Below are 15,498 nucleotides of genomic sequence, written 5' to 3' on the forward strand. Positions count from 1 at the left end.
GGCTCAGGACTTGTCCGCGGGCAGTTGCGCCTGGGCAACGATCAGCCGCATGTTGCCGTCCGTGCCCGCGGTGCTGCTCAGGACCAGGAACTGGCCCGGCTCCAGCAGGGCGTCGGTGTGGATCGAACCCGACCAGCCACCACTCATCTGGGCGGCGTCGATGCTGGCGCTGAGCGCCACGCCGGACGCCTGAGGGCTGGCTTTGCCTGCGACGTTGATGTTGCTGGCTTCCGACCGGAATGGCTTGCCCGGCGACGTCAGCACATCGGTGAATCCCTGCAGCGTGTATCCCTGCAGCCCGAGCCCGCGGGATGCCTCGTCCAGCGCCGGCTTGAGCGGCGCCAGGCGCGGGTCGGGCGGGGTGGCCTTGGCGCTGCCTTCCAGCAGCCAGAAGCGCAGGCGGACCGGACCGTCCCCGCCCGGTGCGCTGTCTGCCGGGCGTTTGGAGAGTTCCTCGATCGCCTTGCCGATCGAGGCCTGCGTGCTGGCCGGGGCCAGCACCACCAGGCGGCCATCGCTGCTCGATACCGAGCCGGTCTTGCTGCCGGACAGCACGATGCTGAGCGCGCTTTCCGTCGATTGCAGCTGCGCCGGCGGCACCTCGTAGATCCGCACCGCTTTCGCCTCGCCGTCCGCGGACGTGCCGCCGTTGCCACGGTCGCACGCTGCCAGGGTGGCCAGCGCCGCAATGGCGAGGAACGCGACGCTTCGCGCCTTCGATATCCGCATGTGTATTCTCCCTTCCGGTTTCCGGCCACGCCGGGCCGCTCCCTCCTTTCTACACGCCGGGGGTGGAATCCTTCATTCCGATGCCCGTTCGCGCCGCTTTCGCGTCCTTCCGGTCCGGTACTCTTGCCGGCAAGCGGGTGTCGTGGTGCGGAAGATGGGCATGCAATCGCCGGCAGTGAGGATGGGCCTGTCGATCGCCGTCGCGACGGGGCTGTACGGCGTGTCGTTCGGCGCGCTGGGCGTGGCGGCGGGCCTGGGGGTGTGGCAGACGGTGGCGCTGAGCCTGCTGATGTTTACCGGCGGCTCGCAGTTCGCCTTCATCGGGGTCGTGGCCGGCGGTGGCGCGGGGCCGGCGGCGTTCGGCGCGGCCACGCTGCTGGGCGTGCGCAACGCGGTGTACGGCATGCAGATGAACCAGATGCTGCGGCCGCGGGGCTGGCGCAAGTGGGCGGCCGCGCAGGTGACCATCGACGAGTCCGCGGCCACCGCCGCCGGCCAGGTCGACGCGGACGAACAGCGGCGCGGATTCTGGGCGGCCGGCGTGGGCGTCTTCGTCCTCTGGAACGTGTTCACCCTCGTCGGCGCGCTGCTCGGCGACGCGCTGGGCGACCCGCGCCGGTGGGGGCTGGACGGCGCGGCGGTGGCGGCCTTCCTCGGCCTGCTGTGGCCGCGGCTGCGGCAGCGCGAGCCGGTGGCGCTGGCGGTGGTGTGCGCGCTGGTCACGGTGCTGGCGCTGCCGGTGGTGCCGTCCGGCATTCCCATCCTGATCGCGGCGCTGGTGGCGGCGCTGTGGGGCTGGTTCAGCCGCGGGCCCGCGGACGAGGGCCTGGAGCCGGACGTCGATCCGGTCGAGCTCGCGACGCGCCGGGAGCAGCACTGATGCAGCTGACCGGATGGCTGCTGCTGGCCTGCGCCGCGGCGTACGCGATCAAGCTGGCGGGCTACCTGGTGCCGCCGCGCTGGCTGGAGAACGCGCGCATGACCCGCGTCGCCGGCACGCTGACGATCGGGCTGCTGGCGTCGCTGACCGCGATGAACACCTTCGGCAGCGGCGCGGGACTGGCGCTCGATGCGCGGCTGGGCGCGCTGCTGGTTGCCGGCGTGGCGCTGTGGCTGCGCGCGCCGTTCCTGCTGGTGGTCGTCGTCGGCGCGGCGGCCGCCGCGTTGCTGCGGTGGATGGGCGTGGGCTGACCAACGCCTGCGTTGGCTACGCCGATGCCGCGAACGCTTCGGCGATAGTCGGCGGAGCCGTGGGGCGCGCGTACATCTTCGCCAGGTACGCACGCAGCTGCGGCGCGTCGTCGAGCATCCGTGCCGTGTTCGCCCAGTCGAGCGTGTACGCGGCGTTGAAGTCGGCCACGCTCAGCCGGTCGCCCGCCATGAATTCGCGGCCCGCCATGTGGCGTTCCAGCACCGCCACCATCGCCAGGCAGTCCTGCCGGGCCAGTGCGATGTCCTGCGGCAGGCGCTTGTCTTCGGGATAGATGGCCGTGTGCCGCGCGATGCGCCACAGGGGCTGCTCGATCTCGGTCACCAGGAAGAAGATCCAGCGATACATCTGCGCCCGGTCGTCCAGCGCCTCCGGGATGAGGCCCGCCTCGGGGTGTTTTTCGGCGAGGTAGAGCTGGATGGCAGCCGACTCGGTCAGCACGACGTCGCCATCGACCAGCACCGGGAACCTTGGCCGCGGGGTTGAGGTCGAGGAACGCCGGCCGCTGCGCCTCGCCCTTCATGAAGTCCACCGGGCAGCGCTCGTATTCCAGGCCCAGCTCGTTGAGCAGCCAGATGACGCGCAGGGCGCGGGTCGGGGGTGTTCCGTAGAGTTTCATCAATGTCTTGTTCCTTCGGTCTGCGGGCACGCTTTCCTGATTGACGAACAAGGCACTGCCGGATCGACACGGCGCCACGGGACGACCAACCCATGGCCCGCGCAAGTACGCAGGCCCCTGTCGGGGCGGTTGCCGGACTTCCCGGCGAGCCGGGTTGACGCGCCCCGTCGGCAGGGAGAGGCTGGCGCTCCACTCCGACGGAGCACTGCCATGGGCGACCACGTCTACAAGTCGACCGAGTTGACCGGTTCCTCCACCGAAAGCATCGATGACGCCGTGCGCACGGCCATCGAGCGTGCGTCGAAGACCTTGCGCGACATCCGCTGGTTCGAGGTCATGGATACGCGCGGGCACGTGAAGGATGGCAAGGTCGCGCACTGGCAGGTGACGGTGAAGGTGGGGTTCACGCTGGACGACTGAAGCGTTCCGGCGGCCGCGCAGCGGCCTGCGCGCACATCGCGGGGCACGACTCCGACATCAGGTTCGTCCCCGCACGGGCGTGCTTCGTCGCCGGCGCCGGTGTTCCGTCGCAGGGAGCCACACGATGGTGCGGGCGGGTGGCATGGTGCGGTCGTCGCGTGCGGATGGGCTGCGGCGCTCCGGCGTCGTTCCGTCCGGCGCTTATCCGCATCGCTGGAGGCCACTTGAAGATTCCGTTGTTGGGCCCTGCAGGTCCGCTCGCATGCGCTGCGCGTGCCAGCGTTGCAATCGTGCTCCTGCTCGCATCGGGCCAGCCCGCCGCGTGGGCACAAATGCGCGGCAACGACTGCCCGATCGGCAGCTATCGACTGGACGACGGCAGCCATGTCGACGTGGGGAAGGGCAATGACGACCACCTGCGCTGGCGCCGGCAGGACGGCACCACTGGTGAGCTCACGCGAGGCGTGGACGGCACCTGGACGAGCACGCTCGGCTGGACCGGACGCGACGACGGCAAACGCATCGGTTTCGATTGCGACGCCGGACGCATCACGTTTGCCGGCGTGCCCGGGCGACGCATCGAACTGGAAGTCACCGACACCAGCTTCGACGGCGCGGGCGTGCGCCTGGCCGGGCGCCTGGTGATGCCGAAGGGCAATGCGCGCGTGCCGATCGTCGTCCTGGTGCACGGCTCGGAGCATTCCTCCGCGCGCGATTCCTATCCGCTGCAGCGCCAGCTCCCGGCCGAGGGCGTCGGCGTGTTCGTCTACGACAAGCGCGGCACCGGTGCGTCCGGCGGCAACTACACGCAGAACTACCTGCTGCTCGCCAACGACGCGATCGCCGCGCTGGGCGAGGCCCGGCGCCTGGCCGGCGTGCGCGCCGGGCGCATCGGCTACCAGGGCGGCAGCCAGGGCGGCTGGGTGGCGCCGCTTGCGGCGAAGATCGCGCCGGTGGACTTCGTGATCGTCGGGTTCGGGCTGGCGGTGTCGCCGCTCGACGAGGATCGCGAAGCCATCGCGCTCGACCTCGCCAGCCATGGCTACGGGCCGGATGAGGTGACGAAGGCGATGCAGGTCGCCGACGCCACGGCGGCCATCGTCGCCAGTGGCTTCCGCGAAGGCTACGACCAGCTCGCGGCCGTGCGCGCGAAGTATGGCGACGAGCCCTGGTTCGAGCACGTGCGCGGCAACATCAGCTTCTTCATGCTCGACAACCCGGAGGCCACGGTACGCGAGCAGGGCCCCGTGCTGCTGCCCGGCGTGCCGGCGCACTACGACCCGATGCCGGTGCTGCGCAACCTCGACACGCCGCAGCTGTGGATCCTCGGTGCCGACGACCGCGACGCACCGAGCGCCGAAACCGTGCGGCGGCTGCGCGCGCTGCAGGCGGCCGGCAAGCCGATCACGGTGGCGGTGTTCCCTGGTGCGGGACACGGCATCTACGAGTATGAAACCACTGCCGACGGCGGGCGCGTGGATACCCGCAACCCGGAAGGCTACTTCGCGATGATGCGCGACTTCGTGCTGCACGGACGCCTGGGTGGGCGGCGTTACGGCACGAGTGCGATCTACCGCGCAGGAGAGGAAGAGCAAGTCGCCGGGCCCCCGGTGGCCGGTCCTGCGCGGCGATAGCCCGCGAAGCACGCGGGGCGGCACGCGAACCGGGGCGTGGTGCAGGCCGCGAGCCGCGAACCGTGGCCGCGACGGCGTGTCGTACACTGCGCCGCATCCGCCTTCCGGGAGTCCGTCCATGCGCCTGCCGCTGCTCGTCCTGATGCTGTCGATCCCCTTCGCCCTCCATGCCGGAGACACCAGGACCTACGGTGCGCCGATCGCGGAGGATGCCGCCGTGGTGCCGATCTCCGTCGCCGCGGCGGACACCGGTGCCTACACCGGCACCGAACACCGCTTCAGCGGACGCATCACCGAGGTCTGTCAGAAGGAGGGCTGCTGGATGATGCTCGAGGACGACGGCCACGCCGCGCGCGTGATGATGCGCGACCACGCCTTCCTCGTGCCGAAGGACGCCAGCGGCCAGGCCGAAGTGTATGGCGTCCTGTCGGTCAAGGAACTGTCGAAGGAAGCCGCCGAGCACCTGGCCGAGGATGCCGGCGGCGACGTAGTGCCCGTTACGCGCGAATTGCGCATCGACGCGACCGGCGTGCGCATCGAGGGCTGAGCCGCCGGCACGGGGCTGAGTGAAGGAAACCATGTCCGGGGGAGACATGCGAATCATGCGTTTGGCCATCGTCGCGCTGGCAGCGATGTTCTGTGTCGCCGCGGCCGCTGCGCCGAAGCAGTCGAAGCAGCCCGAATCGATCGATGTATGGATCGGCGGCGCGCTGGAAATCGACGAGCAGGGCAACGTCGTGGGCCTGGAGTGGGACAAGGGATCGGCGCTCCAGGCTGCGATCGCCGGAGACCTGTCGCCCGCCGTCCGGCATTGGAAGTTCGTGCCTGCCACCGTCAACGGGCAGTCGGCGAACGTCCGGACCGGCCTGCTGGTCCACGTCGTGCTGGAGCCGATCGAGAACGGGGCGGCCGCCAGGCTTCATGTTGTTCGCGTGCGAACCGGGGCGATGGCGTTCGGGGCACTCCCGGATGGTCCGCGCTATCCGAAGGACGCGATGTTCGACGACGTCAGTGCGGTGCTGGAGCTCCTCGTGGAAGTTGAAGCGGACGGGACTCCGGTCGTTCGAGACATCGGCTACGAAAGCAGCAGTCGTTCCGATCGCTACCGCAAGCTGTTCCTTGCCTCGGTGATGGAGTTCCTCGAGCACCGGACGTTTCGCCCGGAAGTGGTGGCGGGCCATGTCGTGCGCGCGCCGGTCTCGATGACGTCTGCATTCTGCAGCGGAAACACGCGCTGGTGCGAGACACACGCCAAGGCCGACAAGCGCGAACTGCCAGTCGGGCTGCACATGGCCGAGTCGAGCGCGGTCGCGCTCAGGACCGATGCTGACTCGCTTGTCCCGTGATGCATGCCCGTGTAATTGCATCTCGCGCAGCAAGGCCGCCGATTTTCATCGGCGGCCTTGTCGCTTGTTGCACAGTCGTTTGATGCGCAGTGACTTGTCGAGTGCGATCAGAAGTCGAAGCGCGCCTGCAGCTGGGCCAGGTCGACGTCCACGTCCTCGATCTCGAAACGGCTGTACTCGCCGCGCAGCGCGAACGCGTCGGTGAATCGGTACTGCAGTCCGAGGCCGTAGGTCGGGTCGGTGCCGCTGTCATCGCCGGTGCCGGCCAGGCCGGGGATGGAAGTGTCGAGGTCCCAGCGCTGGAATCCGGCCTTGGCGTAGCCGGAGAACCTGTCGGTGAACGGCAGCGTGCCGACGGCGGTGAGATAGGCCGAGCTGGCTTCGAGCGACGTCCCGGCCGCGCCGGGCTCGAGCTCGCCGAGGTCGGCGTAGCCGGCTTCCAGGCCGAACCACTGGTTGAACTGGTAGCCGCCGAACGCGGAGAACGCGGTGTCTTCGTCGTCATAGCCGGTTTCGTCGACGAACGACTGGCCGACGCCGGCGCCGAGGTAGAAGCCGGGTTTCTCGGCCGCCTGCGCGCCGAAGGTGGCGGCGCCGATCAGGACGGCGAACAGGGCACGGGACAGCATCTTGTTCTTGCTCATTGTGTTGGACTCCTGCAGCGGATATCGCACGAGGGGGAGGGAGGCGATTTCCGTGCGACGGGCCCCGGCGGTGTGCCTGGACTGCCGTCGCTGCAGGGAAGAGATGGGCGCGCAAGCGCGATGCAGAAGTGCGGAATCAGGGATGGTTTGTCCCATCGCGAAACTTGGACACGATCCCGCGCGGCGCCGGCGACTATTCCAGCGAAACCCGCACCGGGCTGGTGAAGCCCGGGAAGCGCTGTTCCATTTCCGCTCCCGAGGCCTGCACGGCGAGGATGGCGCGGCACATGCCGGTGGCCGCCTGCGGGAACGCGTCGCGCCGAGTGAATGCCTTGGCGACCTTCGCCATCGATCCGGCGTTGTCGAGGAAACCGCGCAGGTCGTCGTGGTAGCCACGCACGGCTTCGTCGCGGAACACCTGGTTGCCGGATTCGATCCGGTCGGGCGTGACGACGATGGTGCCGTCGCGGCCCTCGAAGCGCAGTGCGTCGGCAGCTACGCCAACGTCGTAGGGCAGGTCGACGTCTGCGATGCGGCTGCATCCGGCATCCCCGCCTTCGGCGGCCAGGCAGGGCGGGGCCAGCGCGGAAAGGAGGAGGCCGGCAACGACGAGGGGACGCTTGTTCATGGCGATGCTCCGCTGTTGTGGGTGCGGTGATTACAATCGATCGCGTCGCGCCGTCCGCGTGCGATCGGTTGCCCAACCATTGGCCTGGTGCGCCGGGTGCGCGCACACTTGCGCGTCGGCCCCGGTACGCGGATGTGCGCGCGAGTCGTGATCCCCCGGAGCCGCGGCGGGCCGCACGATGCCCGGTCGCCGCGGGCCAGGCGTCGGCCCGCAACATTCCCCCACGGAGCCCCGCATGCACGTCGTCATGATGGTCCTGTTGTTCCTGCTGGCGGTGGTCGTCAGCGGGTTCATTGCCCGCCTGCTGCCGCTGAAGGTGCCGCTGCCGCTGCTGCAGATCGCGCTGGGCGCGGGACTGTCATGGATCGGCTTCGACGTCGCGTTCGATCCGCACCTGTTCCTGCTGCTGTTCATCCCGCCGCTGCTGTTCCTCGACGGCTGGCGCATTCCGAAGGGCGCGTTCTTCCGCGACTGGAAGCCGATCCTGGCGCTGGCGATCGGGCTGGTGGTGTTCACCGTGGTCGGCATGGGCTGGTTCATCGAATGGCTGGTGCCGGCGATGCCGCTGGCGGTGGCGTTCGCGCTCGCCGCGATCCTGTCGCCGACCGATCCGGTCGCGGTCGCGGCGATGACCCACAACTCGCCGCTGCCGCCGCGGCTGATGCACATCCTCGAGGGTGAGTCGCTGCTCAACGACGCCACCGGCCTGGTCTGCTTCAGCTTTGCCGTGACCGCCGCGCTGACCGGCCACTTCTCGCTGGCAGAGGCCTCGCTGAGCTTCGTGCTGGTGGCCGGCGGCGGCGTGGCCGTGGGCGTGGCGGTGACCTGGCTGATCGGCCGTGCCAACCGCCTGCTGGTGCGGCGCGGGGGCGAGGACCCGGGCATCCAGATCCTGGTCAGCCTGCTGATCCCGTTCGCCGCCTACCTTGTGGCCGAGCACATCCACGTGTCCGGCATCCTCGCCGCGGTGGTCGCCGGCATCGCGATGCACTACGGCGAGCTGTCGGGCCGCCCGCTGGCGGCGACGCGCATGCAGCGCAATGCGGTGTGGGACACCGTGCAGACCGTGCTCAACGGCATCATCTTCGTGCTGCTTGGCGAACAACTGCCGCGCATGCTGCGCGCCCTGCCCGAGGCGGCGTCGCGCAGCGGCAGCGGCAACGACGTATGGCACCTGCTGGGCTACGTGGTGGTCATCACGATCGCGCTGGGCGCGCTGCGCTTCGCGTGGGTGTGGGTGGCGGTGCGGCTGACGGTGTTCCGCGCGGCATGGCAGGGCCGGGAAGCGAAGATGCCGCATACGCGCCTGCTGGCGATCATCGCCACCGCCGGCGTGCGCGGCGCGATCACCCTGGCCGGCGTGCTGACCCTGCCGCTGCTGATGCCCGACGGCTCGCTGTTCCCGGCGCGCGAGGTGGCGATCCTGATCGCGATGGGCGTGATCCTGCTGTCGCTGGTGATCGCCAGCATCGGCCTGCCGCTGCTCACGCGCGGGCTGACGGCCAGCCTGCCCGAACCCGAGCGCAAGGACACCGAAGCCAACGCGCGCGTGGCCGCCTCGGAGGCCGCGATCCGGCGCATCGAGAAGGCGATCGCCGAGCCGCTTGCCGACCAGCGCGACGTCGATGTGCGCGCCGAAGCCGCGGTGCACCTGCTCGATGTCTACCGCCGGCACCTGGACTACGGCGACCTCAGCGGCGAGAGCGCCGAGGACATGCGGCGCCTGGACGAGGCCGAACGCCGGCTGCGGCTGGTTGCGCTCGATGCCGAGCGCGACGAGCTGTACCGGCTGCGGCGCGCGTTCGCGATCGACGACGTCGTGCACCAGAAGCTGGTGGGCGAGATCGACCTGATGGAGGCGAGTCTGCTGGGCAAGTCGGCGCGCTGAGCAGCACGCCGGACCGGAATGCAGATGCGGTCGCGCTCAGCAGGTGATGCCGACCTCCAGCGCCACCGAGGCATCCCACTGCGCGCGGCCCTGCAGCGTGGCGATTTCCAGCAGCACCGATGCGCCGACCACGGTTGCGCCCTGCTGCCGCGCCAGTGCGAGCGCGGCGCAAAGCGTGCCGCCGGTGGCGAGCACGTCGTCGACCAGCAGCACGCGCGCGCCGGGCGCCACCGCGTCGGCATGGATCTCCAGGCGGTCGCTGCCGTACTCGAGTTCATATGCCTGCGCGAGCGTGCGCCCCGGCAGCTTGCCCGGCTTGCGCACCGGCACGAAGCCGGTACCCAGCGCCCGCGCCAGCGCCGCGCCGAGGATGAAGCCGCGCGACTCGATGCCCAGTACCGCGTCGAGCGCCACGCCGCGCCAGGGCGCGGCCATCGCATCGACCGCGGCGGCATAGCCGTCCGCGTCGGCGAGCAGCGGGGTGATGTCCTTGAACACCACCCCGGGTTTCGGGAAATCCGGGATGTCGCGGATCAAGTCCTGCCAATCGGGCATGGGTTGTTCGCCGTTTCGGAATCACGACGATGCTAGCGGAGATGGCGCGTGGCCACGAGTGGGCACCGCAGCGTCCGTCGCGTCGCACGCGCTGGATCAGCGCCAGGAGGTTGGCTTCGCTTACTCGGGCCTTCGCCGGGCGGTCGCGGTGCGCGCGAGCCGCAGCGCCGCGTCGACCGCTTCCGCCGATGGCGCGCGCACGTCCGGCTGTACGCCGACGCCTTCCCAGTTGCCGCCGCTGAACGGGTTGAGCGGCGAGCCGGTGGGAACGAACACCTCCAGGCCTTCGCGCGTGGCGACCGGTCCGCCGGGGTTGGCCGCGCCGCCGCTGGTTTCGCCCACGATCGTCGCGCGTCCGGCCTGCTGCAGGGTATAGGCGAACGATTCGGCGGCCGAGCCGGTGCGCGCATCGATGACCACGTACAGCGGCACCGTCGTGCGCGGCGCGCGGTACCAGTCAGCGGGCGCTTCGCTGAACGTGCCGGCGCGGCTGTGGAAGGTGTTGAAGATGTCCGCGCCGCGGGTGACGAATGCGCTGGCGAGGTAGCCGACCATGGCCGGCGAGCCGCCGCGGTTGCCACGCAGGTCGACCACCACCGCATCGGCGTGCGCGAGTTCCTGCAGCGCCGCGTCGATGGCCTGCCGCGCGGGCTGGTCGTCGCGGCCGAATTCGAAGTCGGCGAATCCGCGCAGGCCGAGCAAGCCGATGTCGCCGGCCAGCATTTCGGCGCGCGTGATTCCACTGTCGGGGTCGGCGTCGGCCGGTGACCCGCGCCGTGCAAGGGGTTTGCGCTCGCCCTCGCGCAGTACGTGCACGCGGAAGTGGCGATCGAGCGGCTTCAGGCGCGCGGTCAGGGCCTCGGCCAGCGCCTGCGGCGAGCCTTGCGCGTCGAATGCGCCGGCGTCCGCGGCCGAGCGCAGGCCCTGCGCGATGTCGCGGCCGCGCTCGGCGTCGAAGTAGTGGTCCTCGATTGCCTGCGCCACGCCGGCGACCTGCGAGCGTGGCGTGGCATCGGCGGCCAGGGCGCCGGGGCACGCCAGCAGCAGTGACAGGAGCAACAGGGCGGTGCGGTGGCGAAACGACGGCATGGGGAGGCTCCGGCAAGGTGATATTCGAATGGATGCCGCAGCGGGCGATTGCGTCGCAGCGGCATGGCCGCGGCAGGCGCGGCGCGCAGCCCGTATCCTTCAGCCACGTCCCGCGCCGGAGGTTCGTCAGCATGCCCAATGTCCCATTCTCGATCCGCGAGCTGGACCGCGATGATGTGGCGCCGATGCGCGCGATGCTGGCGATGTTCGGCGAGGCGTTCGACGATGTCCACGCCTATTCCGGGCGCCCGCCGCGTGCGGCGTGGTTGCAGCGCCTGCTCGGCAGCGACGCATTCATCGCCATCGCCGCAACCAGGGACGACGAGGTAATAGGCGGGATCGCCGCCTATGTGCTGCCCAAGTTCGAGCAGGAGCGCAGCGAGATCTACATCTACGACCTGGCCGTGGCGCAGGCGCACCGGCGACAGGGGATCGCCACCGCCATGATCGACGAACTCCGGCGCACCGCATCGCGGCGCGGTGCATACGTGATCTACGTGCAGGCCGATCTCGGAGACGACCCGGCCATCGCCCTGTACACGAAGCTGGGCACGCGCGAGGACGTGCTGCACTTCGATATCGAGCCGATGCCGGCTGCTCCGGCTGCGGCAAGGTAGGGCGCTTCGCTTCCGCTCCCATTTTCGCGGCCGGTCACAATCGGCGCCTGCCAACGTCCTGTCCATGGCCGGCGGACAATGCCGGGCATCCGCCCGGGCCGCTGCGCGGGCGGGCGCGATCGGGCGCCAGGTCGTCAAACCAACCAGTCGAGGCATGTCGAAGATGAAACCCGGGTTCTGGATCAGGCGGTTGCTGGTTGTCTTCCTCGTCGTGTCGGTCATCCTGTTCGTGGTCGAACTGGTGAAGGGACACGAGAGTGGCGCCGCATTGAGGTTCGCGCTCTTCTGGGGCGCCATGACGGCGGGCGTCTTCACGCTGGTCGGCTACATCCGCTTCCGGCGCAATCCGGCGTGCATGCTGCCGAAATCAAGGATGGACAACCTTGAGGATTGAGTCGCGCGTCGCGCGTGGGGCGCGCCGGCCACCATCGGCAGGCGCCCGTCGTGCACCGGCAATCAGGCGTTGCCGCCGTCCTGCCCGTCGCGCAGGCGGCGATCGAACAGTGCCAGCGTGCGCTTCCAGGCTTCCGCGGCGGCGTCCTCGTCGTAGCGCGGCGTGGTGTCGTTGTTGAAACCGTGCTGGGTGCCCGCCGGCTGGTACAGCGCGTACTGCACGCCTGCGGCTTTCAGCGCTGCCTCGTAGCCGGGCCAGGCGGCATTGATGCGCTCGTCGTTCGCGGCCAGCACCACCAGCAGCTCGGCCTTGATCTTCGGCACGTCTTCCAGCGGCGGTGGGCTGCCGTAGAACGGCGCCGCCGCGGCGAGGTCAGGCAGGCGCGTGGCCAGGAAGTTGGCCATCGCGCCGCCCCAGCAGAAGCCCACCGTGCCGAGCCTGCCGTTGCCGCCTTCGACCTTGCGCAGGAAACCGGCGGCGGCGAGGAAATCCTCGCGCACCTTGTCCTGGTCGACCTTGCCGAACAGCGCGCGCGCCGCGTCCTCGTCGCCGGGATATCCGCCGAGCGGGAACAGTGCGTCGGGTGCGAACGCGATGAATCCCTCCAGCGCCAATCGCCGCGTGATGTCCTCGATGTGCGGGTTGAGGCCGCGGTTCTCGTGCGCGACCAGCACCAGTGGCGCAGGCTTGCCGGCCTCCGCGGGCTTGGCCAGGTAGCCGCGCGCGGTGCCGTAGCCCTTGGGCGATGCGAACTCGACGTGCCTGGCCGACAGCCGCGCGTCGTCGGGCTTGATCTGCTGCGCGGCGGCGAACTGCGGCGTCAGCGCGGCCAGCAACCCCGCCGCGCCGCTGGCGCCGACCGCGAAGCGCGCCGCGCCGGAGAGGAAGCCGCGCCGGTCGATCAGTCCGTGCACGTACTGGTCGAATAGGCGCAGCACTTCCGGATCGAAGTCGCTGGCCGTGGCCCTGCGCTTGTCGGTCATGGACGTGCCTCCACTTCGTGGGAAGACGGGAATCTAACCGGCAGCGGGGAAAGAACGCGTTATGGCTGCGGTCGACCGGCATGCGGCATCACGCCGCGTACGCGATGCCGCGCACGCCCGTCATCCGGGTTTGGGCGGCGGTTCCGGCCGCTCCGGGCGACCGGGCGTGCCGGGGTCATGCACCGGTCGAATCACCGGATCGACCGGCCGGCCGGGCATCGGGTCGCGTGCGGGGTTCGGTACCTGGCCGGGGGGATCCGGCTCGGGCCGTGGATCGGGGCGGGGGTCGGGCGGGCGAGTCGGCATGCCTGCGCTCCTCGGGCGAATCTTGCGCCATCATTGCGCGGTGCGGGCCGCTGCGCCGTGAAGTGCGGATGCCGTCGCGGAGGGAGTGCATGCCATGACCCGCAAACATCAGGAAACGCCATGATCGCGCACCTTCCCCATCGCACCGACCGCCTGCTGCTGCGCACGCTGCGGGTTTCCGACGTGGATGCGTTCCACGGCTACCGCAGCCGCGAGGACGTGGCGCGGCTGCAGGGCTGGTCGCCGATGTCCAGGGAGCAGGCGCTTGAATTCCTGCGCGGTGAAGCCACGGATGCGCCGTTGCTGCCCGGCGCGTGGCGCCAGGTCGGCATCGCGATGCACGACGATGTCCTGGTCGGCGACATCGGCATCCATCTTTCCGCCGACCTGCATGCCGCCGAATTCGGGCTTTCGATCGACCCCCGGCGACAGGCGCGGGGATTGGGGACGGAAGCCGTGCAGGCGCTGGTGTCGCTGCTGCTGCGCCATACGCCCGTTGCGACGATCATCGCCGCCACCGACGCGCGCAACCTGGCGTGCCGGCGGATGCTGGACAAGGCGGGCCTGCGGAAGACGGGTGAGCGGACGGCGATGTTCAAGGGCGAGCCGTGCATGGAGCACGTCTTCGCCATCGAGCGTGATGGCCACCGATGACCCGATGCGGCACGCCTTTGCAGGAGCGGCTCCAGCCGCGAGCTTTCAGCTCCCTCCCCTGCGAAGGCAGGGGGTGAGGAAGCGCGTTGACGAGCCACCGGCTCGTGCGCTGATGAACGATCGCCAGCTGTGCTGGCGGGCCGGACGGGTTGGGGAGGGGTGCCTTTGGGATCAATGCGAACCGTAGACACCCCCTCCCAGCCTCCCCCTGCCTTCGCAGGGGGAGGAGCAACAGCAAGAGCTCGCGGCTACCTACTCGCTGCCGCGTTCGCGCTCGATCGCGCGCCAGCCGATGTCGTGGCGGTGGAACTCGCCCGGCCAGGAAATGCCGGCCACTTCCGCGTACGCGCGCTGCTGCGCATCGGCGACCGTGTCGCCCAGCGCGCACACGCACAGCACGCGGCCGCCGGCGGTGACGACGCGGTCGCCGTCCAGGCGCGTGCTGGCGTGGAACACCTTGGTGTCGTCCACGTCGGGCACGTCCCAGGTGTTGATCATGTTGCCGGTGCGCGGCTTGCCGGGGTAGCCCTCTGCCGCCATCACCACGCCCAGCGCGGGACGCGGGTCCCACAGCGCGCGGCTGCGGTCGAGGTGGCCGTCGATGGCGTGCTCGATGTGTTCGAGCAGGTCCGAGCGCAGCCGCATCATGATCGGCTGCGTCTCGGGATCGCCGAAGCGCACGTTGAACTCGATGACCTTCGGCGCGCCGGCCTTGTCGATCATCAGGCCGGCGTAGAGGAAGCCGGTGAACGGTGCGCCGTCGGCAGCCATGCCGCGCACCGTGGGCGCGATGACCTCGCGCAGGATGCGTTCTTCGACTTCGGGCGTGACCACTGGCGCGGGCGAGTAGGCGCCCATGCCGCCGGTGTTCGGGCCGGTGTCGCCGTCGCCGACGCGCTTGTGGTCCTGCGAGGTCGCCATCGGCAGCGCGAAGCGGCCGTCGACCATGGCGATGAAGCTGGCTTCCTCGCCGTCGAGGAACTCCTCGACCACCACGCGCGCGCCCGCCTCGCCGAAAGCGTTGCCGGCGAGCATGTCGGTGACCGCGGCCTCCGCCTCGGCCAGGGTCATCGCCACGATCACGCCCTTGCCGGCGGCCAGGCCGTCGGCCTTGATCACGATGCGTTGATCAGAAGCGCGTGCGCACTTGTCGCGGACGTAGGCGAGCGCGTCGTCCAGCTGCGTGTGCACCGCGTAGTGCGCGGTGGGGATGCCGTGGCGGGCCAGGAAATCCTTGGCGAAGGCCTTGCTGCCCTCCAGCTGCGCGGCGGCGGCCGTGGGGCCGAAGATGCGCAGGCCCTCGGCGCGGAAACGGTCGACGATGCCGGCGACCAGCGGACCTTCCGGGCCGACGACGGTGAGCGCGACGCCTTCATCGCGTGCGAGCGCCAGCAGGCCGTCGAGGTCGGTGGCGGCCACGTCCGCGTTGCGGCATTTGCCTTCGGTCGCGGTGCCGGCGTTGCCCGGCGCGACGATCACCTCGTCCACGCGCGGCGACTGCGCCAGCTTCCATGCCAGGGCGTGCTCGCGTCCGCCGGCGCCGATGACGAGGATCTTCATGCAGGTCTCCTTCGGAAACTACCTTGGCCCTGTGGGAGCGGCTTCAGCCGCGAGCTTCTTTGATTCCGGATGGTTGCGAAAAAGCTCGCGGCTGAAGCCGCTCCCACAAAAGTCCGGCGCCGCCATAGAGAACGTTCAATGCGTGGAATGCCGGACGGCAAGTTTAGCCCGCTGAGTCAGGGGGCGATTCGTGCCGCAGGCGTGAATGGGGGTGTGGCAGCG

The 15,498-nt window shown here is 70.0% G+C and carries 18 protein-coding genes and 2 pseudogenes; 10 read left to right on the forward strand and 10 right to left on the reverse strand.

Going from position 1 to position 15,498, the window contains the following annotated elements; translation table 11 throughout:
• Positions 1-3: 3 nt before the first annotated feature.
• Positions 4-729, reverse strand: a complete 726-nt coding sequence (locus ACFONC_RS10515; RefSeq protein WP_386743852.1) for a hypothetical protein — start codon at positions 727-729, stop codon at positions 4-6.
• Positions 730-889: 160 nt separating this feature from the next.
• Between ACFONC_RS10515 and ACFONC_RS10520 the strand changes: the two genes are divergently transcribed.
• Together ACFONC_RS10520 and ACFONC_RS10525 are read left to right on the forward strand one after the other, a co-directional pair.
• Complete coding sequence (locus ACFONC_RS10520) at positions 890-1,609, forward strand: AzlC family ABC transporter permease (RefSeq protein ID WP_386743853.1); 720 nt, start codon at positions 890-892, stop codon at positions 1,607-1,609.
• The gene (locus ACFONC_RS10525) at positions 1,609-1,920 is read left to right on the forward strand and encodes an AzlD domain-containing protein (RefSeq protein ID WP_386743855.1); all 312 of its coding nucleotides are present in this window, start codon (positions 1,609-1,611) and stop codon (positions 1,918-1,920) included. The genes ACFONC_RS10520 and ACFONC_RS10525 overlap by 1 nt, the downstream gene beginning before the upstream one ends.
• 16 nt (positions 1,921-1,936) lie before the next feature.
• Here the strand turns inward: ACFONC_RS10525 and ACFONC_RS10530 are convergent, their stop codons facing one another.
• The 3 genes and pseudogenes from ACFONC_RS10530 to ACFONC_RS10540 all read right to left on the reverse strand — a co-directional run.
• Positions 1,937-2,287 carry a glutathione S-transferase C-terminal domain-containing protein gene (locus ACFONC_RS10530; RefSeq protein ID WP_386744644.1) on the reverse strand — a complete coding sequence of 117 codons (351 nt, stop codon included), beginning with the start codon at positions 2,285-2,287 and terminating at the stop codon, positions 1,937-1,939.
• A 51-nt stretch (positions 2,288-2,338) separates the two neighbouring features.
• Positions 2,339-2,413 (reverse strand): annotated as a pseudogene (locus ACFONC_RS10535) (hypothetical protein); the annotation flags it as partial.
• A 1-nt stretch (position 2,414) separates the two neighbouring features.
• A pseudogene (locus tag ACFONC_RS10540) lies at positions 2,415-2,558 on the reverse strand (glutathione S-transferase family protein); the annotation flags it as partial.
• A 210-nt stretch (positions 2,559-2,768) separates the two neighbouring features.
• Between ACFONC_RS10540 and ACFONC_RS10545 the strand changes: the two are divergent.
• From ACFONC_RS10545 to ACFONC_RS10560, 4 genes are all read left to right on the forward strand, one after another.
• Positions 2,769-2,978: a dodecin gene (locus ACFONC_RS10545; protein ID WP_386743857.1), complete on the forward strand. Its 210-nt coding sequence runs from the start codon at positions 2,769-2,771 to the stop codon at positions 2,976-2,978.
• Between the two features lie 290 nt (positions 2,979-3,268).
• Positions 3,269-4,612, forward strand: coding sequence for an alpha/beta hydrolase family protein (locus ACFONC_RS10550; RefSeq protein ID WP_386743859.1), 1,344 nt, complete (start codon positions 3,269-3,271; stop codon positions 4,610-4,612).
• 118 nt (positions 4,613-4,730) lie between these two features.
• A complete protein-coding gene (locus ACFONC_RS10555; protein WP_386743861.1) occupies positions 4,731-5,159 on the forward strand; it encodes a DUF4920 domain-containing protein in 429 nt (142 codons plus the stop codon).
• 55 nt (positions 5,160-5,214) lie between these two features.
• Complete coding sequence (locus tag ACFONC_RS10560) at positions 5,215-5,958, forward strand: energy transducer TonB (RefSeq protein WP_386743863.1); 744 nt, start codon at positions 5,215-5,217, stop codon at positions 5,956-5,958.
• A gap of 107 nt (positions 5,959-6,065) precedes the next feature.
• On the opposite strand, the gene ACFONC_RS10565 is transcribed toward ACFONC_RS10560, so the two are convergent.
• On the reverse strand, positions 6,066-6,602 hold the full coding sequence (locus tag ACFONC_RS10565; protein ID WP_386743865.1) for a porin family protein: 537 nt from the start codon (positions 6,600-6,602) through the stop codon (positions 6,066-6,068).
• A gap of 193 nt (positions 6,603-6,795) precedes the next feature.
• Complete coding sequence (locus ACFONC_RS10570) at positions 6,796-7,230, reverse strand: hypothetical protein (RefSeq protein WP_386743867.1); 435 nt, start codon at positions 7,228-7,230, stop codon at positions 6,796-6,798.
• Between the two features lie 235 nt (positions 7,231-7,465).
• Between ACFONC_RS10570 and ACFONC_RS10575 the strand changes: the two genes are divergently transcribed.
• The gene (locus ACFONC_RS10575; RefSeq protein ID WP_386743869.1) at positions 7,466-9,118 is read left to right on the forward strand and encodes a Na+/H+ antiporter; all 1,653 of its coding nucleotides are present in this window, start codon (positions 7,466-7,468) and stop codon (positions 9,116-9,118) included.
• Between the two features lie 36 nt (positions 9,119-9,154).
• Here ACFONC_RS10575 and ACFONC_RS10580 read toward each other — a convergent pair whose 3' ends face one another.
• Positions 9,155-9,673, reverse strand: a complete 519-nt coding sequence (locus ACFONC_RS10580; protein ID WP_386743871.1) for an adenine phosphoribosyltransferase — start codon at positions 9,671-9,673, stop codon at positions 9,155-9,157.
• A gap of 120 nt (positions 9,674-9,793) precedes the next feature.
• Positions 9,794-10,762, reverse strand: coding sequence for a S41 family peptidase (locus tag ACFONC_RS10585; protein ID WP_386743873.1), 969 nt, complete (start codon positions 10,760-10,762; stop codon positions 9,794-9,796).
• Positions 10,763-10,893: 131 nt separating this feature from the next.
• On the opposite strand from ACFONC_RS10585, the gene ACFONC_RS10590 reads away from it, so the two are divergent.
• On the forward strand, positions 10,894-11,379 hold the full coding sequence (locus ACFONC_RS10590; RefSeq protein WP_386743875.1) for an AAC(3)-I family aminoglycoside N-acetyltransferase: 486 nt from the start codon (positions 10,894-10,896) through the stop codon (positions 11,377-11,379).
• Positions 11,380-11,533: 154 nt separating this feature from the next.
• Positions 11,534-11,773 (forward strand): hypothetical protein, encoded by a 240-nt coding sequence (locus ACFONC_RS10595; protein ID WP_386743877.1) that lies wholly within the window; start codon positions 11,534-11,536, stop codon positions 11,771-11,773.
• A 62-nt stretch (positions 11,774-11,835) separates the two neighbouring features.
• Here the strand turns inward: ACFONC_RS10595 and ACFONC_RS10600 are convergent, their stop codons facing one another.
• A complete protein-coding gene (locus ACFONC_RS10600; RefSeq protein WP_386743879.1) occupies positions 11,836-12,756 on the reverse strand; it encodes a dienelactone hydrolase family protein in 921 nt (306 codons plus the stop codon).
• Between the two features lie 426 nt (positions 12,757-13,182).
• Between ACFONC_RS10600 and ACFONC_RS10605 the strand changes: the two genes are divergently transcribed.
• Positions 13,183-13,716, forward strand: coding sequence for a GNAT family N-acetyltransferase (locus ACFONC_RS10605; protein ID WP_386743881.1), 534 nt, complete (start codon positions 13,183-13,185; stop codon positions 13,714-13,716).
• Between the two features lie 252 nt (positions 13,717-13,968).
• Here ACFONC_RS10605 and purD read toward each other — a convergent pair whose 3' ends face one another.
• Positions 13,969-15,276 carry a phosphoribosylamine--glycine ligase gene (gene purD, locus ACFONC_RS10610; protein WP_386743883.1) on the reverse strand — a complete coding sequence of 436 codons (1,308 nt, stop codon included), beginning with the start codon at positions 15,274-15,276 and terminating at the stop codon, positions 13,969-13,971.
• Between the last annotated feature and the right edge of the window lie 222 nt (positions 15,277-15,498).

It is taken from the genome of Luteimonas soli (assembly GCF_042648865.1).
GTDB lineage: Bacteria > Pseudomonadota > Gammaproteobacteria > Xanthomonadales > Xanthomonadaceae > Luteimonas > Luteimonas soli.